At 73.7% G+C, this 20371-nt stretch carries 16 protein-coding genes and 1 tRNA gene; 8 read left to right on the top strand and 9 right to left on the bottom strand.

Annotated elements, in window-relative coordinates:
* Positions 1-58: 58 nt before the first annotated feature.
* Complete coding sequence (locus tag E4623_RS23375; RefSeq protein WP_134767826.1) at positions 59-4366, top strand: phosphodiester glycosidase family protein; 4308 nt, start codon at positions 59-61, stop codon at positions 4364-4366.
* Positions 4367-4457: 91 nt separating this feature from the next.
* On the opposite strand, the gene E4623_RS17325 is transcribed toward E4623_RS23375, so the two are convergent.
* The 4 genes from E4623_RS17325 to E4623_RS17335 all read right to left on the bottom strand — a co-directional run bounded on the left by E4623_RS17325 (position 4458) and on the right by E4623_RS17335 (position 6574).
* Positions 4458-4841 carry a hypothetical protein gene (locus E4623_RS17325; RefSeq protein ID WP_134767827.1) on the bottom strand — a complete coding sequence of 128 codons (384 nt, stop codon included), beginning with the start codon at positions 4839-4841 and terminating at the stop codon, positions 4458-4460.
* A gap of 215 nt (positions 4842-5056) precedes the next feature.
* Positions 5057-5575: a hypothetical protein gene (locus E4623_RS23035; RefSeq protein ID WP_209020738.1), complete on the bottom strand. Its 519-nt coding sequence runs from the start codon at positions 5573-5575 to the stop codon at positions 5057-5059.
* A complete protein-coding gene (locus tag E4623_RS22745) occupies positions 5572-5739 on the bottom strand; it encodes a hypothetical protein (RefSeq protein WP_167736718.1) in 168 nt (55 codons plus the stop codon). The genes E4623_RS23035 and E4623_RS22745 overlap by 4 nt, the downstream gene beginning before the upstream one ends.
* Position 5740: 1 nt before the next feature.
* Positions 5741-6574, bottom strand: coding sequence for a class I SAM-dependent methyltransferase (locus E4623_RS17335; RefSeq protein WP_134767828.1), 834 nt, complete (start codon positions 6572-6574; stop codon positions 5741-5743).
* A gap of 291 nt (positions 6575-6865) precedes the next feature.
* On the opposite strand from E4623_RS17335, the gene E4623_RS17340 reads away from it, so the two are divergent.
* Positions 6866-9436 carry an AAA family ATPase gene (locus tag E4623_RS17340; RefSeq protein ID WP_134767829.1) on the top strand — a complete coding sequence of 857 codons (2571 nt, stop codon included), beginning with the start codon at positions 6866-6868 and terminating at the stop codon, positions 9434-9436.
* A 58-nt stretch (positions 9437-9494) separates the two neighbouring features.
* On the opposite strand, the gene E4623_RS17345 is transcribed toward E4623_RS17340, so the two are convergent.
* Positions 9495-9848, bottom strand: coding sequence for a cupin domain-containing protein (locus E4623_RS17345; RefSeq protein ID WP_245155149.1), 354 nt, complete (start codon positions 9846-9848; stop codon positions 9495-9497).
* A 119-nt stretch (positions 9849-9967) separates the two neighbouring features.
* Positions 9968-10528, bottom strand: coding sequence for a cyclophilin-like fold protein (locus E4623_RS17350; RefSeq protein WP_134767831.1), 561 nt, complete (start codon positions 10526-10528; stop codon positions 9968-9970).
* A 140-nt stretch (positions 10529-10668) separates the two neighbouring features.
* Between E4623_RS17350 and E4623_RS17355 the strand changes: the two genes are divergently transcribed.
* Positions 10669-11574 carry a helix-turn-helix transcriptional regulator gene (locus E4623_RS17355; RefSeq protein ID WP_134767832.1) on the top strand — a complete coding sequence of 302 codons (906 nt, stop codon included), beginning with the start codon at positions 10669-10671 and terminating at the stop codon, positions 11572-11574.
* Between the two features lie 87 nt (positions 11575-11661).
* Here E4623_RS17355 and E4623_RS17360 read toward each other — a convergent pair whose 3' ends face one another.
* On the bottom strand, positions 11662-12921 hold the full coding sequence (locus E4623_RS17360; protein WP_134767833.1) for an MFS transporter: 1260 nt from the start codon (positions 12919-12921) through the stop codon (positions 11662-11664).
* 205 nt (positions 12922-13126) lie between these two features.
* Here E4623_RS17360 and E4623_RS17365 point away from each other — a divergent pair, with 205 nt between their 5' ends.
* Positions 13127-14164 carry an alcohol dehydrogenase catalytic domain-containing protein gene (locus tag E4623_RS17365; RefSeq protein ID WP_134767834.1) on the top strand — a complete coding sequence of 346 codons (1038 nt, stop codon included), beginning with the start codon at positions 13127-13129 and terminating at the stop codon, positions 14162-14164.
* A 24-nt stretch (positions 14165-14188) separates the two neighbouring features.
* Here the strand turns inward: E4623_RS17365 and E4623_RS17370 are convergent, their stop codons facing one another.
* The gene (locus E4623_RS17370; RefSeq protein WP_134767835.1) at positions 14189-14767 is read right to left on the bottom strand and encodes a TetR/AcrR family transcriptional regulator; all 579 of its coding nucleotides are present in this window, start codon (positions 14765-14767) and stop codon (positions 14189-14191) included.
* Positions 14768-14852: 85 nt separating this feature from the next.
* On the opposite strand from E4623_RS17370, the gene E4623_RS17375 reads away from it, so the two are divergent.
* From E4623_RS17375 to E4623_RS17385, 3 genes are all read left to right on the top strand, one after another.
* Positions 14853-15569 (top strand): SDR family oxidoreductase, encoded by a 717-nt coding sequence (locus E4623_RS17375; protein WP_134767836.1) that lies wholly within the window; start codon positions 14853-14855, stop codon positions 15567-15569.
* Positions 15570-15750: 181 nt separating this feature from the next.
* Complete coding sequence (locus E4623_RS17380; RefSeq protein ID WP_209020739.1) at positions 15751-16920, top strand: type III PLP-dependent enzyme; 1170 nt, start codon at positions 15751-15753, stop codon at positions 16918-16920.
* Positions 16917-18236: an MFS transporter gene (locus tag E4623_RS17385; protein ID WP_134767837.1), complete on the top strand. Its 1320-nt coding sequence runs from the start codon at positions 16917-16919 to the stop codon at positions 18234-18236. The genes E4623_RS17380 and E4623_RS17385 overlap by 4 nt, the downstream gene beginning before the upstream one ends.
* Before the next feature lie 118 nt (positions 18237-18354).
* Here the strand turns inward: E4623_RS17385 and E4623_RS17390 are convergent.
* Positions 18355-18427: transfer RNA gene (locus E4623_RS17390), tRNA-Thr, on the bottom strand.
* Between the two features lie 152 nt (positions 18428-18579).
* On the opposite strand from E4623_RS17390, the gene E4623_RS17395 reads away from it, so the two are divergent.
* On the top strand, positions 18580-20367 hold the full coding sequence (locus tag E4623_RS17395) for a DUF1800 domain-containing protein (RefSeq protein WP_134767838.1): 1788 nt from the start codon (positions 18580-18582) through the stop codon (positions 20365-20367).
* Positions 20368-20371 lie beyond the last annotated feature (4 nt).

Consider the following 20371-nt stretch of genomic DNA (forward strand, 5'->3'; position numbering starts at 1 on the left):
GTGAACCACGCCCACGAGGTGACGAATGACCCTGCCCCGCCCTCGATCGGAACGCTCCGTGCTCCGGTCCTCGATCTCCGCGCTCGCCGTCTCGGCGCTCGCGGTGGGAGTCCTCGGCATCGCGCCGGCGGCTCCGGCCACCGCCGCCGCTGCCCCGACGGGCGCCGCCGCCGCCGCCGACGACCCGATCTCGACCGCCGACTCCCTCTCGCTCGTCGACGAGACCGAGGCCATCGGCCCGGGCATCACGTTGCGCAGCCTGACCTCCGTCACGCCGCAGGGGTGGTACGACCAGCGGATCCTCTCCGTCGACCTCGCCAACCCGGCGGTGACCAGCGACCTGCTGTCCGGCGAGCACGTGACCGACCGCAACGCGATCTCGAAGAAGGCCGACGAGGCCGGCGCCGTCGCCGGCGTCAACGGCGACTTCTTCGACATCAGCAACTCCGGCGCCCCGCTCGGTGCCGCGGTGAAGAACAACAAGCTGCTCAAGTCGTCGGACTACGGCACCTGGGGCCACGTCGGGGTCGGTCAGGACGGCATCGGCCGCGCGGTCGACATGACGCTGGACGCCAAGGCGACCTTCGGCGGCGTCGACCACGCCGTCACCTCGCTCAACGCGGCCAACACCCTCGCCGGCTCGCCGGCGAACGCGATCATCGCCTTCACCCCCACCTGGGGCAGCTACAACCGGGCGATCGGGGTCAGCGGCGCCACCGACGTCGCGTCGGTGCTCGTGCAGGACGGCAAGGTCGTCTCGGTGGACCCGGCCGCGGCCGGCTCGGGTGAGATCCCGGAGGGCGCGTTCGTGCTCGTGGGCCGCGAGGCCGGCGCCGCGGCGATCCGCACCCTGGTCGCCGGTGACGCCGTCACCCTCGGCTACGACCTGCGCGACGACGTCGCCGAGCAGATGAAGTTCGTCATCGGGTCCAACCGCGAGCTGGTGCGCGACGGCGTCGCGCGACCGGACTCCGAGCTGGACAACGACGTGCACCCCCGCACCGTCATCGGCTTCAAGGACGGCGGCCGGACGATGCTGCTGGTCACCAACGACGGTCGGCAGTCGCCGATCAACGGGATGACGATGCGCGAGCTGGCGGCGTTCATGGTGAGCCAGGGCGCCGAGACCGCGTTCAACCTCGACGGCGGCGGCTCCACCACCATGGTGGCCCGGCCCCTCGGCGACACGGCGACCACCGTGCGCAACCGTCCCTCCGACGGCGTGGAGCGGCTCGACCCCAACGGCGTCGGCGTCTTCGTCGCACCGGGCACCGGACGGGCCGAGGAGCTGGTGATCACGCCGGGCACCGACGACGCCGCGGTCTTCCCCGGCCTGCACCGCACGCTGACGGCCAAGGGCATCGACGACCACATGACGCCGGTGCCGATGGCGCGCGGCGACGTCCGGTGGAGCACGTCGACCGGCACGGTCGACGGCGGCCTGCTCGCGGCCCCCGCGGGCGCCACCGGCACGATCACGGTCAAGGGCAACGCCGACGGCAGCCAGGGCACCACCCGGGTCCGGGTGCTGCGACCGCTCCGCACGCTGGAGCTGTCGACCAACCGGATCGCGATCACCGACCCGGTCGCGGCCAACGCCGTCCAGCTGCGGGTGACCGGGCGTGACGGGCAGGGCTTCGCCGCCCCCGTCGAGGCGGCCGACCTCGACCTCGACTACGACCGCCGCATCGTCAAGGTCACGCCCTCGGGCACCGGCCTGAAGATCACCCCCCTCACCGACGGCGGCACCGTGCTGGTGCTCAGTGCCGGCGGCCAGAGCGTCAGGCTGCCGATCACCGTCGGGGTGCAGACCGTGCGCCCCTACGCCTTCGACGACGAGAACGCCGGCACCGGCCGCTGGGCGAGCAACAGCTCGGCCGGCGCCACGATCGCCATCACCAAGGACCCCGAGGGCGTGCGCCTGCAGTTCAGCGCCACCCGCAACAAGGGCATCACCGCCGCCGGCGTGCCGTCGCGGTGGGTCGAGATCCCCGGCCAGCCGCTGCGGGTCCGGGTCAAGATGAAGTCCAGCGTCATGGTGCCCGCCGGCCTCACCTACGCCGGCTTCTGGGACGCCGCCGGCAAGTCGGCCGGCCTGTACGGCACCGGCCTGGTGGCCTCCGACCAGTGGCAGTACGTCACCTTCACGATCCCGTCGACGGTGACCTACCCGATCCGGTTCAACTCCTTCCAGGGCATCAACACCGCGGTCGACCAGCAGCAGGCCGGCTCGTTCGTCTTCGGTGGCATCGAGGCCGACGTGCCCTCGGAGATCGAGCTGCCCGCGCAGGAGCCGCTGCGCTCCGACCCGCTGTTCTCGGCGGACGGCCACCTCGACGACGAGCAGGACTGGAACTTCGCCACCCTCTCCGACGTGCAGTTCACCGCCGCCCAGCCCGAGCTCACGAAGGTGGCCGTCGCCGCCCTGGCGCGGATCCGCGCCCAGGAGCCCGACCTGATCGTGCTCAACGGCGACATCATCGACCGCGGCCTGGCCGAGGACGTCGAGCTCGCTCGCGAGACCCTCGAGGCGGGCGGCTGCGACCTGATCGGCCTGGGCGAGGAGCCCGACGCCGAGAGCACGCCCGACCCGGCGTCCGACACCGTCCCCTGCTACTACGTGCCGGGCAACCACGAGTCCTACGGCGTCGGCAACGTGCAGTCCACGCTGGACGCCTGGGAGGCCGAGTTCGGCCAGCCCTACCGCACCTTCGACCACAAGGGCACCCGGTTCGTGCTGCTCAACAGCGCCCTCGGGTCGCTGCGCGGCTCCGACTGGGACCAGCTGCCCATGCTGGAGGACGCGCTGACCACGGCGGTCGACGACCCGAGCATCAGCAACGTCATGGCCTTCGCCCACCACCCGGTCGAGGACCCGGCCGAGACCGACTCGAGCCAGCTGACCGACCGCATGGAGGTCCGTCTCGTCGAGAAGCTCCTCTCGGACTTCAGCGACGAGAGCGACAAGGGCGTCACGATGGTGGGCTCGCACGCCCAGATCACCCACGTGGAGCGGGTGGAGGGCGTCTCGTACGTCGTCCTGCCCAGCTCGGGCAAGGCGCCGTACGGCACTCCCGACCGGGGCGGCTTCACCGGCTGGCTCGACTGGAACGTCGACCGCGACGCCTCGGCCGGCGAGCAGTGGCTCACCGCCGACGTCCGGGCCTTCGCCCAGGAGGTCGTCGTCGACGGTCCCGAGACGCTCGAGGTCAGCCGGACCGCGACCGTCGGCGGGCACGTCGTGCAGCCGTCCGGCGTCGTGCCGGGCAACCGGGTCGTGCCGCTGGCCTACCCGATGTCGGTCGACTGGTCCGGTGACGCGCTGCTGGCGATCGGCTCCGGGGACGCCGCCGTCGCGGCCGCCCGGGCCGAGAAGAAGGTCGCGATCCTCGACCCCGAGACCCGTCAGCTGACGGGCCTGCGCACGGGCGAGGTGACGTTGACCGTCACGAACGACTCGATGCGGGAGTACACCGACGAGGCCTCGGCCGCGCCGGTCACGGGCACGCGGACGGTGAAGGTCGTGGCCTACCAGGGCCCCGGCTCGCGCATCGACGCTCCCGCGCCGGTGTTCGCGACCCAGCCGGTGGGCACCACCGGTGAGGGACGACCGGTGACGGTGACCAACACCGGCGACCGGCCCCTGCGGATCACCGACGTCGCCATCGCGCCGAGCGGGTCCAGCCCCGCGGGCGAGTTCGTCCTCGCGGGCGAGCAGTGCGTCGGCGTCGCCATCGCGCCCGGCGCCTCGTGCGAGGTGCTCGTGCGGTTCTCGCCGTCCAAGGCCGAGGTCACCTCGACCGCGGAGCTGGTGCTCACCGCCAACACGCCCGAGGGCCGGTTCGAGACGCCGCTGTCGGGCCTCAGCACCGCTCCGCTGCAGGGCGAGCCCGGTGAGCCGGGTGAGGACGGCCCGACCGGTCCGACCGGCCCCCAGGGTCCGCAGGGCCCCGGTGGCGAGTCCGGTACCCCGGGCGCGACCGGTCCGCAGGGACCCCAGGGACCCGCCGGCCCCCAGGGACCCCAGGGTCCCCAGGGACCTCGTGGCGCGGTCGTGTTCACGGCGATGAAGAAGGTCGTCCGGGTCGAGCGCGGCGACCGGGCGACCCTGCCCTTCCGGCTGGGCAACCAGACCGCGGGCGCCCTGCGACCGACGGTCCGGATCGCCCCGTCCCAGGCGCTGCGCGCGTCCGGCAAGCGGGTCGTGAAGGTCTCCGCCCTGCGGGCGGGCACCGCCCGCAGGCTGGCCTTCGTGCTCCGCGTCGGCGCTGCGGCCGAGCTCGGCACGCACCAGGTCCGGATCACGTTGCGGGTGGGTGACCGCTCGGTCACCCGGATCGTGAAGGTGCGCGTGCTCCGCGGCTGACCCGACCCACCGACGGCCCCCGACCTGCTACCGCAGGTCGGGGGCCGTTCCCGTCGAGAAGGCCGGGTGGCCACCGGTGGGCCGGCGGTCGTCAGTCCCGGGAGACCCGGATCGTCGGGCTGACACCCGGCCCGCAGGAAGCGGTCCTGGTGGCCCTGGCGTAGAAGCGGCCTGACATGCCGGTGTTGCCGGTGCTCCACCGGCCGACGCCGTCGACGACCTCGGTGGTGTCCTGCGCGACGCGGACGTCGTCGCTACCGCCCCGGGTGCCGACCTGCTTGTAGAGGTGCACCGTGCGGTTGCGCTCGCAGGCGCCACGACCGCTGGAGACGGTGCCGAAGAGGTCGGTGCCCTCGGCGGCGATCGTGACCCTGGTGGTCGTGGGAGGGGCCGCAGCGGCCGGGTGGGGGTGGTGTGCGAGGGCCGCGGCGGCGATGGAGAGTGCGCCGACGGTGGTTCGGACGTTGGTCTTCATGGTGACTCCTTCTGGTGGTCTGATCGGGTTGGCCCGGCAGCTCGGGTGAGGACCGGGTCGGGTCGTCTGCTCGCTCGACGGCGAGCTCGATGCCGCACGCCTGGAGGGCGTGCCGCTCGATGTGGTCGGCGGCCGGCTCGACGTCCGTGGACCCGAGGGCGCCGAGGCTGTCGGCCAGGGCCTGCAGGTCTGCGGGGCGGTTCGGGCGCCACGTGTCAGGCCGGCAGGCAGACGGCCCAGGCGAACCCGGTGACGGGGACCGCGCCGCTGTTGTGCAGCCCGGCGCTCCACCCGGTGCCGTTGTCGAGCGGCGCCGACTCGGTGATCCGGGCGGCGGCGGGAAGCGTGCTGGACACACCGCCGCCGATGACCTTCCCGCCGGCGCAGAACACGGGCCAGGTCTCGGTGCGGTTCGCGCCGACGTCGATGCGGCCGACGCGGTACTCCGGACCGCCGGTTGCGGGACCCGGGGGGCCCGCGGGTCCGGCAGCTCCGGGGGGACCCTGCGGCCCGGTGGGACCGCTCGGCCCCCGTGGCCCGCGTGGCCCGCGCGGCAACGGAGCCAGGTCGACCGCTCGGACCGACCCGTCGCGGATGTCCGCACCGGTGAGGGTCTCGTCCTGGACCTGCCGACCCGTGATGAGGGCGCCGGCGGTGGCGCCGCCGGCCGTGCCGACCGTCAGGGCGGCGAGGAGGACGAGCGGCAGCACCGTGCGCCCGGGGCGGGGTCTCATCGCCTGCACCCCGGCTGGTGGGCGGCGCCCGCGGACGGTCCAGGACAGGTGGGCTGGTCCTCCGCGGTCGCCGCGGCGCGGCGGGCGAGGTGTCGGGCGGCGCGCCGCCGCAGCTCGGCCCGGTGCTCGCGCGCGAGGTCCTCGAGGAGGTGGTGGGTGGTCATCTCAGGTCGCCTTCCTGGACGCGGTCACGACGCGGTACTGCCAGTCGAGGGCGATGCCGGGTCCCGAGCCGTGGTGGTGGTCGGAGGACTCGGCGAGCGTGACCAGGTCGCCCCGGAGCGCTGCGCGGCCCTGGGTGTCGAGTCGCAGGGCAGCGGTGTAGGTCGGGCCGTAGTACGTGAGCATGAAGTCCGCGAACGCCTCGGCCGAGACGAAGTGCTGCCTGACCTCGTGGGTCGAGGAGGCGACGTCGACGACCTCGGCGCCGAACAGCTCGCGGACGACGTCCTCGTTGCCCCACCGCGTCGGCGGGAGCGCGACGGGCGGCGGCGGCACGTGCGCCGTCACCGTCTTCAGCAGACGACCGATGAACCCCTCGGCGGTCCAGCTGGCGACACCGATCCGACCGCCGGGGCGGCAGACCCGGACGAGCTCCGCCGCGGAGCGGTCGTGGTCAGCGGTGAACATCACGCCGATCGCCGACAGCACGACGTCGAAGGAGGCGTCCGCGAACGGCAGCGCCTCGGCGTCGGCGACCTCGAAGGCGATGGGAAGGGCCTCGGCCGCGGCTCGTCGACGGGCGACCTCGACGAGGCCCTCGACGTAGTCGATGCCGGTGACGTCGCAGAACCGGCGAGCGGCCTCGATCGCGACGTGACCCGTGCCGGTCGCGACGTCCAGGACCGAGGTACCGGGCGCGACGCCGGTGTCGGCGACGAGCTGCGGGGCGAGCGGGACGGTCAGCCAGGCGATCTTCCCGTAGTCACCGCTGCTCCACGTCCGGTGCTGCGCGACCTTGAGCTCGTTGCGGGCGTCGAGGGTCTGGGAGTTGGTCATGGTGGTTCCTCCTGGTTGGCGTGGCCGGCGGGCGCCGACCGGACGGATCCAGGTTGGGGCGCGGCCCCGTGACCGCGCATCGGGACGCATCCCGCATCCGTGCGCCGGACGACCCCCAGGCGCGCACCCCCATGCCGGGTCGGGACGACCTCGGCCGGACCGGCGGGGCGGGGGGCGGCGACCGATGCGCCCTCGGCTCGTCGGCCCTAGCCTGCGAGCGTGGCCGATCACGAGAACGCCGCGGGCGCTGGGAAGCCTGTGGGCCGGGCGTCACCGCACTACGCTGGGCCGGTGCGCCTCCTGGAACGTGAGCGCGAGCTCGACGTGCTGCGTGACGGCCTGCACCAGGTCCGCGGGGGCCTCGGCGTGGGGATCGCCGTCGCTGGCGACGGGGGCACCGGCAAGTCCTCGCTGATCACCGCAGCGGTCCGTGAGGCGTCCGGGCTGCGGGTCCTGCGTGGTCGGTGCGACCCGTTGGGCACCCCGCGTCCGCTCGGCCCGTTCCGCGAGCTCGGGCTGCCGAGCCTCGGGGCGCGCCTGCCCGCCGACGACGTCCACCCGACGGAGACCGCAGCGGCGGTGCTGCGCGAGCTGGCCGCCGAGCCGACGGTGCTGGTGGTCGAGGACCTGCACTGGATCGACGCGGCCTCGGCGGACGTCCTGCGCTACGTCGTGCGTCGTGTGGAGACCGTTCCCGTCGCCGTGCTGGTGAGCTACCGGGACGCGGAGGTCGGCGCCCGGCACCCGGCCCGTCGGCTGCTCGGTGACTTCGCCGCGGTCGAGGGCCTCCGCACCGTCTCGATGGGACCCCTGTCGGTCGAGGCCGTGGCGACCGCCGTCGACGGCTCCGGGCTGGACCCTCAACGAGTCCACGAGCTGACGGGGGGCAACCCCTTCTACGTCTCGCAGGTCGCGCAGGAGCCGGACCGACCGCTCCCCGCGTCGGTCCGCGACACGATCCTCGCCCGCACGTCCGAGCTCGAGCTCGAGGACCTGCAGACCTTGCAGCTCATCGCCTGCTGTCCCGACGGCTTCGACGACCGGCTCCTCCCCATGCTCGCCGTCGACCTCGACGAGCTGCGACGACTGGACGCCACCACCCTGCTCGTCCGCACCGACGGGGCGATCGCCTTCCGCCACGAGCTGGCCCGCCAGGCGATCGAGTCGACCATCCCACCCGGCGGCGCGCCCCGCCTCCACCAGAGGATCCTGGAGTCGCTCGAGCGGCTCGAACCACGCGACCCGGCGACGCTGACCCACCACGCGCTCGCTGCGCGCGATCCGGCTCGCACCCTGGCGCACGCACGCGCCGCGGCGGCCGAGGCGGTGGCGGCGGCGTCCAACGCCGAGGCGGCGGCGTTCCTCGAGATGGCCCTCGCCCACCTGCCGGCCGCGGCACCGGCGCTGGAGCGCGCCGACCTGCTCATGCAGCTCGCCCAGCAGCTCTACGTCACGGCCCGTCTGTCGGACGCCGGGGCCGCCGCCCGGTCCGCCATCCCGCTCTTCGAGGCGGCCGCGCGCCCCGAGGGCGTGGCCGAGGCCCATGCCGTGCTGTGCGTGTTGGAGTACCAGTGCGGGCGCCGGGCCCCCAGCAACGAGCACGCCGCCCGGGCCTGGGAGCTGGTCGAGCACCTCGACGCGCCCGCGACCGTGACCCGGGTGCACGCCGACACCGGCATGGTCGCGTTGATCGGCAGCGACCTCGATCGCGCGGTCGCCTGCGGGCGCCGTGCGGTCGAGGCTGGGACCGACGCCGGCCTGGAGGAGTACGTCGTGCTCGGCCGGCTGCTCGTCGAGGGCGTCGAGTGCCTCACCGGCGGGCCCGGCGCCACCGGACGGGTCGAGGAGCTGGTGGCGACCGCGCGGCGGCACGGATGGGACGAGGCGGCCTGGCGCGGGTACATCATGCTGACCGTCCACGACCTCGACCGGGGCGAGCTCCGCTCGCTCCAAGGCATCGTCGAGGAGACGCTGACCCACACCACCGACCGAGACCTGCGCAACGCAACACTCTGGCACCTGTCACTGCGCGCGGCCCTGCACGCCTACGCCGGGCGGTGGAGCGCAGCACGGGAGGACGCCGAGGAGGTGCTGGCCAGCGGCGCGTGCGAGGGCTCCATCTGGCCGCACCTCTCACTCGCCGTCGTCGCGCAGCGGGTGGGCGACCACGACGCTGCACCGCACCTCGACCGCGCCTGGCAGCTCGCGGTCGGCCTGGACGAGCCTGGCCGCTACCTGCCCGTCCTCACCGCCCTGGCCGAGTCGATGTGGCTCACCGGGATCTCCGACCCGCGGGTCACGGAGTACGCGACGGCGCACCTGCGGCGGCTCGCGACCCCCGACTGCGCCTGGCTCGCTGGGAGCCTCGCGGTCTGGTTGCGCCGCCTGGACCTGCCGGTCGAGCTCCCGACGGACTCGCCGGCCCCCCACGTCGCCCACCTCGATGGGCGGGCGGCCGAGGCAGCCACGTGGTGGCGCCGCGCCGGCAACCCGCACGCCGAGGCCATGGCCCACGCCGACTGCCCCGCCCCCGAGGACCGCGTGCGCGCAGTCACGATGCTGGACCGCCTCGGGGCGGTCGGCACCGCGGACCGGCTCCGTCGCGAGATGCGCCGCAGCGGCCTGGCCAGCGTCCCCAGCCGCCCCGTCGAGTCGACCCGGACCAACCCCGGTGGACTCACCAACCGACAGCTCGAGATCGCTCTCCTCGTGGCCCGCGGCTACACCAACAGCGAGATCGCCACCCACACCTACATCTCCCCCAAGACCGCCGAGCACCACGTCTCGGCCATCCTCGCCAAGCTGGGGGTCACCAGCCGCCGCGACCTCCTCACGCGTGCCACCGAGTTCGGCCTCGTGTGAACCGACTGCCGACCCGGGTCCCGCCCGGGCGGCAACAGGCCCGGCGGCTCGGAGCAGGTCAGTCCGAGTACTCCTCGTCGGTGACGTGGTCGAGCCAGGTGACGACCTGACCGTTGTCGTCGGCCTCCTGGATGGCGACGTGGGCCATGAACCGGTCCGCGGTCGCGCCGTGCCAGTGCTCCTCACCCGGCTCGATGTGGACGACGTCGCCGGGCCGGATCTCCTGCACCGCGCCGCGACGGGTGCCGACCCAGCCGACGCCGTCGGTGACGTAGAGCGTCTGGCCCCGGGGGTGGTGGTGCCAGGCCGTGCGGGCGCCGGGGGCGAAGCGGACGTGGGCACAGCCGACGGCGGACTGCTCGTCGGGGGTGCGGATGCCGTCGATGTGGACCGTTCCGGTGAACCAGTCCACGGGACCCGTTCCGGTCTGTCCACTGCTCCGGGTGTACTTCACGTCTGCTCCTGGTGTGCTCGGTTGCTCGGTCGCTGCTGTGGTGATGAGTGTCGGGGACCCGTCGGGACGGGGTGTGGTCAGCCGTCGACGAGCGTGACCGTCGCGGTGAGGCTGCCGTCCACCTCGGCGATGCGCTCGGCGGCGTCGCCGTCGAGCCGCCCGAGTATCACAATGCCGTCGTAGTAGGACTGGTCGCCGTAGTACAGGACGAGGTCCTGGCCGGGGGCGTAGTAGCCGAGGTCCCCCACGTCGGGGTCGGCACCCGGTGGCTGGCCGGTCAGCGACAACGCAGCCGGGAGCGGCCCGGTCTTCTCCACCGCCCCGTGGTCGGTCAGGTCGAGGGTCACCGGCAGCTGCGCGACCAGGTCGCGGCCGGCGGCGCTGTCGTCGAGGGTCGCGGTGAGGCGGTCGGTGCCGATGGCGATCCGGATCCTGGTCCCGGCCTCCTGCGGGGTGGTGGTCGGCGCACTCGCTGCAGGGCTCGCGGGAGGGGCGTCGCTCGGCTCGCCGGCGACGACGGCGGGCGACGTCGCGCTCGCCGCTGCTCCCCCGTCGTCCGACCCGCACCCGGCGAGGGCCGACGCACCCGACACCAGCGCCGCGGACAGCACGGTTGCGGGACGGTTGAACGCTCTCATGTGTCCTCCGGGGCTCGGGTCGGGGGCGGACCTCCAGTGAAGCGACCGCTCCGGCCCGGAGGGAGTCCCTGACGAGAGGTGCACCGACAGGGCACCCCTCGTGCCTCGGCGCCGGCGCGGCGGCGACCTAGGGTCGGAGGGTGGACAACCGCCAAGAGGTACGTGACTTCCTCACCACCCGTCGCGCCCGTCTCACCCCCGAGCAGGTCGGCCTGCCGACCGCGGGGACCCGGCGCGTTCCCGGCCTCCGGCGCAGCGAGGTCGCCACCATCGCCGGGCTCAGCGTGGAGTACTACGCCCGCCTCGAGCGCGGTCAGATCGCCGGTGCCTCCACCGGCGTCCTCGACGCGCTGGCCCGAGCGCTGGAGCTCGACGAGACCGAGCGCGCCCACCTCTTCGACCTCGCCAGGGCCGCCGATGGCATCCCGACGTCGGGCCGGTCGCGGCGTCGCACCGCCGGACCCGCGAGCAGGGCGGCGTCCCGGCCCAGCCTGCGGTGGGCGCTCGAGGCGATCACCGACGGCGTCGCCTTCGTCCGTGACCCCCGCCAGAACCTGCTCGCCACCAACGCCCTGGGCCGCGCCTTCTACTCGCCGGTGATCGGCGACGGCGGGCGGACACCCAACCTGGCCCGGTTCCAGTTCCTCGACCCGGCGTCCCGGGACTTCTACCCGGACTGGGACCTGTTCGCCGAGATGTGCGTCGGCATCATGCGCGCCGAGGCCGGGCGCGACCCGCACGACCGCGCCCTGCAGGACCTCGTGGGCGAGCTCTCGACCCGCAGCGAGACGTTCCGGCAGCTCTGGGCCGCGCACGACGTGCGCACCCACGGGACCGGCACCAAGCGCTACCAGCACCCGGTCGTCGGGGAGCTGACCCTGGTCTACGAGGAGCTCGCCATCACCGCCGAGCCCGGCCTCGCACTCCTGGTGTTCACCGCCGAGCCCGGCTCGCCGTCGGCGGACCGACTCCGCCTGCTCGCGTCCTGGGCGGCACCGGCCGGCCCCGTCCCCCACGCGACCTCGGGCCTGGAGAGCGACGGGTAGGACCCGGGCCCGTCGGTCCCTCCGGCCCGGCCCGGCGCCGGCGTCCTCAGCTCAGCGGCTCGCCGGCTCGGGCGGCTCGGAGGCGGTTCAGGAGGAGCACCCGGTGGTGACGAGCTCCTGGTCGTCCCTGCCCGGGTGGGCTGCCTCGTCGCCACCGGTCGACCGCGGTCGGCCGAGCACGACGAAGGTCAGCGGCACGAGGACGAGCACGCCGAAGGCGACGCCGACCACGGGCGGGCTCAGGGTGCCGAACGACGTACCGAGCAGGGCGCCGGTCACGGCGGTCCCGACGGCCGTGCCGAGGTTGAACATCGAGGTGGCCATCGCGCTGGGCAGCGTGGCGCCCTCGCCGCCGAGGCGCACCGCGAGCGAGACGAGCACCGGGTTGGCCGACAGACCCACCAGGCCCAGCAGCGCGAAGGCCAGCAGAGCCGGCACGACGGAGGTCGAGACCAGGCACAGCACGGCGGACGCGACGAGGCTGACGGCTGCCGCGCCGACGATGGTGGTGAGGGGACGACGGTCGCCCCACCGTCCACCGACCAGGTTCCCGACGAAGGCGCCGGTGCCGAAGAGGACGAGTGCGAGCGGGACGAGGGCCGGTGACATGCCGGCGCGACCGGTGAACAGGGGGGACACGAAGCTGTAGACCGACAGCACGCTGGCGGTGACCGCGGCGCAGGTCAGCAGCACCGCCCAGAGACGTCCCGAGCGCAGTGCCGACAGCTCGGACCGGATCGAGGGGGTCGCCGCCGCCCCCGACCGCGGGGGGACGAGCCTGGCCACCGCGACGGCCGTCACGGCCGCCAGCACCGCCAGGCACCAGAACGGGCCGCGCCACCCGACCAGCTGTCCGCCGACGGCCCCGAGCGGTACGCCGACCACCGTGGACAGCATGCCGCCGCCGAGCACCAGACCCAGCGCGGTCGAGCTGCGGCGCGACCCGGCCAGGGCGACCGCGGCCACGGCCGCGACGGCCCAGAACGTACCGGTCGCCACCGCAGCGACGAACCGGGTGACCAGGAGGACCGCGAAGCTCGCGGTGAGCGCGGAGACCAGGTGGGCGACGGCGTACACCGCCAGCGCGAGGGTCAAGGTGGTGCGCTGCGGCAGGCGCAGGGTGAGCATGGGCATCACCGGCGAGCCGAGGATCATCCCGATCGCGAACACGGTGATCGAGAGCCCCGCCCCGGCCTCGGTCGTGGAGAAGTCGTCGGCCAGCTCCGGCAGCAACCCCGCCACCACGAACTCGGTGGTCCCCATCAGGAAGGTGCCGGCGGCCAGGACGTAGACCGCGAGGGGCAGCCTCGACGGTCGGGTGGCGGCGGGGGTGGCGGTGCTGGACAAGACGGAGCTCCTGGACGTGGTCATGGTGCGTCGGCGACGGACTCCCCCGAGTCAACGCCTCCCCGTGTGCGCGCACGAGTCACTGTCGATGGGTGCACTCGCAGGGCACCCCTGAGCCCTCGGCTGAGGGCCCGACGGCACCTACCGTCGACCAGGAGAGCGGGCCACCACGGCCGCGAGCCCTGACACCCGAAGGAGATGCACGATGAGAGCAACCGTCATGTACGAGGCCGGCGACGTCCGCGTCGAGGAGGTGCCCGACTCCGTCGTCGAGCAGCCCACCGACGCCCTGGTCCGGGTCACCGCGAGCTGCATCTGCGGCAGCGACCTCCACCCCTACCACTCGATGACGGCCGCCGACGGCCCCGCACGGATGGGCCATGAGTTCATCGGCGTCGTCGAGGAGGCCGGCGGCGACGTCGCGACGCTGCGCAAGGGCGACCTGGTGGTCGCCCCGTTCGCCTTCTCCGACGGCACCTGCCAGTTCTGCCGCGAGGGCCTGCACACCTCGTGCGAGCACGGCGGGTTCTGGGACGGTCTCCCGCTCGAGGGCGGCCAGGCCGAGCTGGTCCGGGTCCCGCTGGCCGACGGCACCCTGGTGAAGCTCCCCGTGACCCCCGACTCCGCACTGGTCCCCTCCCTGCTCACCCTCTCCGACGTCTACGGCACCGGCTACCACGCCGCGGTGCGGGGCGGCGTGGGCCCGGGCACGAGCGTCACCGTCATCGGCGACGGCGCCGTCGGCCTCCTCGCGGTGCTCTCGGCGCGCCAGCTCGGCGCCGAGCAGATCGTCCTCATGGGCCGCCACCAGGCCCGCACCGACCTGGGCCGCGAGTACGGCGCCACGGACGTCGTCGCCGCGCGCGGCGAGGAGGGCATCGCCACGGTCCGCGAGCTCACCGGCGGCCACGGCACCCACGTCGTGCTCGAGGCCGTCGGTCACATGCCGGCCTACGAGCAGGCCGTCGGCATCGTCCGGCCCGGCGGCACCATCAGCCGGGTCGGCGTCCCGCAGTACGAGGACGCTCCGGTCGGGTTCGCCAGCCTCTTCGGCGGCAACATCACCCTCACCGGCGGCCCCGCCCCGACCCGGGCCTACATCGAGACCCTGCTGCCCGGCGTGATGGACGGGACCGTCGACCCCGGCAAGGTCTTCGACCGCACCATCGACCTCGCCGACGTCCCGGCGGGCTACCGCGCCATGGACGACCGCGAGGCCCTGAAGATCCTCGTCACTCCCTGACGCCTCGCCCCGGTGCTGCTCCGGTCAGTCGCCGACGACCCGGTCGGCCCGGTCGACCTGGTGCACCGCGCCCATCGCGGTCTCCGCGATGCCCAGGAGGTCCTCGGTGGTGGCGCCGTCGCGGGCGCTGCCGGACATGCCGCGCAGGACGGCCACGAGGAACGAGGCGAGGTGGTCGGTGTTCGTCGAGGCTGCGAGGTCCCGGTCCCGGACTCCCTGGTCGAGCCGGTCCTTGAGCCGCCGGCGCAGGACCTCGCGCTGGGCCTCGAGCCGCGGCTCGGTCAGCATGAGGCACCCTGCCGGCGTCGCCGGGTCGGTGTGGGCACGTGCGGTGTCGTCCAGCACCCGGGCAACGGCCGCCCGCGCGCTCGGCAGCGCTGCCGCCAGATCGACCGCCTCGCACGTGCGCTGGAAGTACACGGTCGAGGCCTCCTCGAAGAGGCGCCGCTTGTCGCCGAACGCCGCGTAGAGGCTGGGGGGCGTCACCCCCATCGCCGAGGTCAGCATCGCGACCGAGGTCTCCTCGTAGCCCGTGCGCCAGAACTGCTCCAGAGCAGCCCCCAGCGCTGCATCGCGATCGAAGCTCCGCGGTCGGCCGGCCATGTGGACCACCATAACGTATCGATCACTACGGAACGTGCTACCGTTCGGGACGTCAATCAATAGCGATCGCTACAGAATGGAACACATGGACATCAACGGCGCGGTAGTCCTCGTCACCGGAGCGAACCGAGGGATCGGCGCCGCGTTCGTCGAGCAGCTGACCCGACGCGGAGCGGCCAAGATCTACGCCGCCGCCCGCGACGCGGGATCGATCGACGTCGACGGCGTGCACGCGCTCGAGCTCGACATCACGCGCGCCGACCAGGTCGATGCAGCGGCGGCAGCAGCCGGCGACGTCCAGGTGGTCATCAACAACGCCGGGATCTCCACCGGAACCTCGCTCGTCGCCGGGGACGAGGCTGCGATCCGCCGCGAGATGGACACGAACTTCTACGGTCCGCTGCTCATGACCCGTGCGTTCGCGCCCGTCCTGGCAGCCAACGGCGGCGGGGCGATCCTCAACGTCATCTCGGCGCTGTCCTGGTTCACGGCGCCCGGCGCCGGCGCCTACGCGGCGTCGAAGGCCGCGGCCTGGGCGCTGACCGACAGCACCCGCCTCGAGCTCGCCGCCCAGGGAACCCACGTCGTCGCCGTGCACATGGGGCTGGTCGACACCGACATGGCCAGGTCCTTGCAGGCACCGAAGATCATGCCGTCGGCCCTCGCGAGCGCCGGTCTCGACGCCATCGAGTCGGGTGCGCAGGAAGTGCTGGCCGACGACTGGGCGAAGTTCATCAAGTCCGGCCTCACCCTCGACCCGAAGGCCCGGTACGAGCAGATCTTCGCCGCCCTCGGCGCCTGAGCCGACCTGCCACGGGGTGCCTCGGCGTACCCCAGTCACCGTGCGACTTCCCCACAGGCTGCGCGGCATCCCGCCAGCAGCTCGCCGGTGACGGTGACGGTGGTATCACCGCCCGAGCCGCCGGCTCCTTCAAGCAGGACGGCGTGTCGTGCGGGCCGCCGACGAGTCGAAGGAGCCACCGGTGACGATCGCGCCGCCCCTCTCGCCGGTCCCGCAGCAGCGACCGCAGGCCGAGCCGCGCGTCAACCCGAGGAGCGCTCCGACGACGCCGGTGCTCACCGTCGACCTGGCGGCGGTCGGCGGCGCCTACCGGCAGCTTCGTGCCGCGCTGCCCGGCGTCGACCTGTACTACGCGGTCAAGGCGAACCCGTCACGGGCGGTGCTCGACGTGCTCCGCGGTGAGGGGGCGTGCTGGGACGTCGCCAGCCCGGGGGAGATTGAGGCCGTCCTCGCCGTCGACCCCGACCCGGCGCGCATCTCCTACGGCAACACCGTGAAGAAGCCGGCCGACATCGCGCACGCCCATGCCCTGGGCGTGCGCCGGTTCTCCGTCGACTGCGACGCCGAGCTGGACAAGCTGATCGCACGGGCACCTGGTGCCACGCTGCTGGTACGGATCACCACCAGCGGAGCCGGCGCCGACTGGGCCCTCGGGCGGAAGTTCGGCTGCGACGAGGTGACGGCCGGCCGGTTGCTCGCCCGGGCCGTCACACACGGCCACCCGGTAGGCACCTGCTTCCACGTCGGGAGTCAGCAGCGCGACGTCACGGCGTGGGACGAGCCGTTGATGACGACCGCGCGGCTCCGAGCCGTCGTCCGAGCCCACGGCACCGACCTCGCCGTCGTCGACCTCGGCGGAGGCTTCCCGGCGCACGCCGCCGATCCGACGCCGGACGTGCCGTCGTTCGGCAGGGCGATCATGGCGGCCGTCGGGCGCTACCTCGGTCCGGACGTTCCCCCGCTCATGGCCGAGCCGGGTCGTGGGCTCGTCGCCGACGCCGGCACCCTCGAGACCGAGGTGGTCCTCGTCTCCGAGCGCGCCGGTCGGCGCTGGGTGTACATCGACGTGGGGTTGTTCTCGGGGCTGGCCGAGACGATGGGCGAAGCGATCCGCTACCGGATCAGTGCGCACCGCGACGCGCGCCCGCTCCGCGGGCCGACCGGGGACGTCGTCCTGGCCGGCCCGACCTGCGACAGCGTTGACGTCCTGTACCAGCAGCACCGTCCCCGGCTGCCGCTCGACCTGCGGGTGGGCGACCGGCTGCGCATCCATGCCGCCGGCGCCTACACCACGACGTACTCCTCGGTGGGGTTCAACGGGTTCGCGCCCCTCCGCGAGGTCCATCGGTGAACCCCCCGGGCTTCCGGTCGGCGCTGGCGAGCAAGGCGTTCCGCCGGCTCTGCCTCGCTCACGGGGTGGCCACGGTCGGTCAGCTCGTCCTCACCCTCGCGGTGGGGGTCCACGTCCTGGCTGAGACCCGGTCAGGCGCCTGGGTCTCCGTCACGGTCGCGTTGGCGTTCGCGCCGTACGCCCTCTGCTCGGCGCTGGCCGGTGTCCTGGCCGACCGCCGGTCGCGCAGCGCGGTGCTGGCCGGCTCCGCGTGGGTGCGAGCGGCCCTCGCACTCGGGCTGTTCGTCTGGACGGCCGTCGGTGGGCCGGTCGCCGTCATGGTCGGTGTCACCGCTCTGGTCGCGGTAGCCGCGACGCCGTCGTTCCCCGCGCTCGCCGCTGCCACCCCGGAGTGCGTGCCGGACCGCGACCTGCCGCCGGCGAACGCGCTCGTCACCTGCGTCGAGAACGTCACCTGGATCGGCGGACCCGGGGTTTTCGGGCTGCTCGTCCTGGCCGGGGCGGGGACGGAGGCGACGGTGCTCGCCGCCGCCGTCCTGTTCCTCGTCGCCGGCACCGTCGCTGCGCCCGTGCGACTGCACCGCCCGATGCGGGATCGACCGACCGGTTGGCTGGGCGACCTCGTCGCCGGGGTGGCCGCCGTGGCCCGTCGGCCCGAGGTCCGCCGACCCATGAGCCTCGCCGTCCTGGACAACTTCCTCTACGGCTACCTGGTCGTGGCGATCGTGCTCCTCGCCGACGCGGGGCCGGAGGGCGACGACCCGCTCGGTCTGCTCAACACCACTCTGGCCGTGGGGGCCCTGGCGTCGATGCTGGTCGTGAACCGATGCACCCGCGGCGACCGGACCTCGGCGGTCCTGGTCGTGACCCTCCTCGGCTTCTGCGTCACGCTCGTCATCCTGGGGTTGGTCGGCGCCACCGCGGTCGGCGTCGCGCTCGTCACCGTCGCCGGGGGCACGACCCTGGTCGCGGAGGTGGCTGCGGTGACGCTGCTCCAGCGTGGGACCGACAGCGGCACGCTGGCCCGGGTGTTCGGGATCTACGACCAGCTCAACGTGGGCGCGATCGCCCTCGGCTCGCTGCTGGCCGGGCCACTCTCGGCGGCGGCGGGGCCACGCGGCGGGCTCGTCGCCGTCGCCGGCCTCGGGATCGTGCTCACGCTGCCGGCGCTCCGCGGTCAGCTCCGCCGTGCCCCAGGGCTCTCGCCGGGGCCGACGACCTCGACGTCCTCGCCGCCGCCGACGGCCAGGACCGACGTGCCGCCGAGGTCGCCCACGGAGCTGCCGGCCCGGAGGAGGTCGTCCACGACCCCGTGACGGTTGCACTGACCTCACAGCACCGCGGCAGACAGCAGCGGCACCCCGCAGGGCGCGACAGGCCTCCGACGCAGAAGACCCCTGACTCGCATCTCTGCAGGTCAGGGGCCTTCGGGTGAGCCGCCTGTCAGAATCGAACTGACGACCTAGTCATTACGAGTGACTCGCTCTACCGACTGAGCTAAGGCGGCCTGCTGCACTCGGCAGCGACGACGAGTATAGGGACAGACCCGATCGGGTACGGAATCGGCGGTCGGCACGGGCTCAAGTCCTGGCTCGCACCGACCGAAGGACCAGGTAACCCCCCACGCACCCGTACCTGGCCCGTCCCCCCGGAGCACACGTGAGCATCGCCCCCACGTCGCCGTCCCCCCAGGACGGCGGCGCACTCGACCCCTCGGACGCCGACCCGCTGTCGCGCCGCCTCCTGGCGCGCGGCCTGGTCGCCGGACTGGCGGCGGCGGCGGTCAGCCCCGCCCTCACCGCGACCGAGGCGGAGGCGGTCGACGCCAGGCACCGCCGACGGTGCCGACACTGGCACCGCTGCGCGAAGCACCCGAAGCACACCTGCCGGCGCAAGCACCGGTGCAAGCACCTGCGCCACCGTGCCGCGCCGACCCAGCCCGGGGAGCCCACCGGCCCCACGGAGCCGACCGGGCCCGGCACGCCGACCGGCCCGCCGTCCGACCCCGACTTCGTGCGCTCGCCGGTGCCGACGGCGGCGTCGTTGCACCTCGCCAACCGGTTCACCTACGGCATGACGCCGGCGCTGCACGAGGAGATGCGGGGGGCCGGGGGCCCGGCGCGGTGGTTCGAGCAGCAGCTCGACCCCGCCTCGATCGCGGACCCGAAGGCCGACCCGATGCACACCTGGTGGCTCTCGATCGACCTCGACGCCCCGACGATCGCCCAGCGCAACAACGACGAGGTCGAGGGCGGCTGGGTGGCGATGGCCAACTACGCGCGCTGGTGCCTGCTGCGGCGCATCTACTCCCAGCGCCAGGTGCTCGAGGTGATGACCGAGTTCTGGGAGAACCACCTGCACGTACCGCTGGACGACGACGGCGTCTTCGCCTACCGCGCCGACTACGGCAAGCTGCTGCGCAGCCACGCGCTCGGCCGGTTCGACCAGATGCTCGTCGCCGCGATCACCCACCCGGCCATGGGGACCTCGCTCGACAACGCGCGGTCCACGAAGAAGGCGCCCAACGAGAACCTCGGCCGCGAGCTCCTCGAGCTGCACACCGTCGGCCGCGGCAACCACGGTGAGGACGACGTCAAGACGTCCTCGCGGATCCTCACCGGCTACCGCGTCGACCTGTGGACGACGTGGCGCTCGTACTACGACCCGGCCAGCCACTGGACCGGCCCGGTCAGCGTCCTCGGCTTCGAGCACCCCAACGCGAACGCCGACGGCCGCGCCGTCACCGAGGCCTACCTGACCCACCTGGCCCGGCACCCGCGCACCGCGGAACGGATCGCCCGCAAGCTCGCCGTCCGGTTCGTCTCCGACGACCCGCCGGCAGCGCTGGTGGAGCGGCTCGCCCGCGTCTACCTGGACAACGAGACGGCCATCAAGCCGGTGCTGCGGGCGCTCGTCGCGTCTCCGGAGTTCCTCGGCGCGGCCGGGCGGAAGGTCAGGACCCCCACCGACGACGTCGTGGCCACCCACCGCGCGCTGAGCACCGAGATCGCCAGGCCGGTCAACGCGGACTCCGCGGCCAACTCCTTCCTGTGGCACACCAGCTCGATCGGCCACTCGCCGTTCGCGTGGGCCCGCCCCGACGGCCCGCCCGACACCGGCCGCGCCTGGTCGTCGGCCTCGCGGCTGCTGGCCTCGTTCGACGTCCACCTCACCCTCTCCGGAGGCTGGTGGCCGACCAGGCAGATCACCTACCGCACCCCGGCGAGCTGGATGCCCGCCGACAGCGTCCGGTTCGACCAGCTCGTCGACCACCTCTGCCGCCAGCTGCTCGGCAAGGCGGCGCCGGCGCGCCTGGTGACCGCCTGCGCCCAGGCCGTCAACGTGCCCGAGAGCGCCACCATCACCGCCAGCCACGCGGTGGTGCGGTGGCAGTTCCCGCTGGTGCTGACGACCCTGCTCGACAGCCCCGACCACCTGCACCGCTGAACCG

It is taken from the genome of Nocardioides sp. 1609 (assembly GCF_004522105.1).
Classification (GTDB): Bacteria; Actinomycetota; Actinomycetes; order Propionibacteriales; family Nocardioidaceae; genus Nocardioides.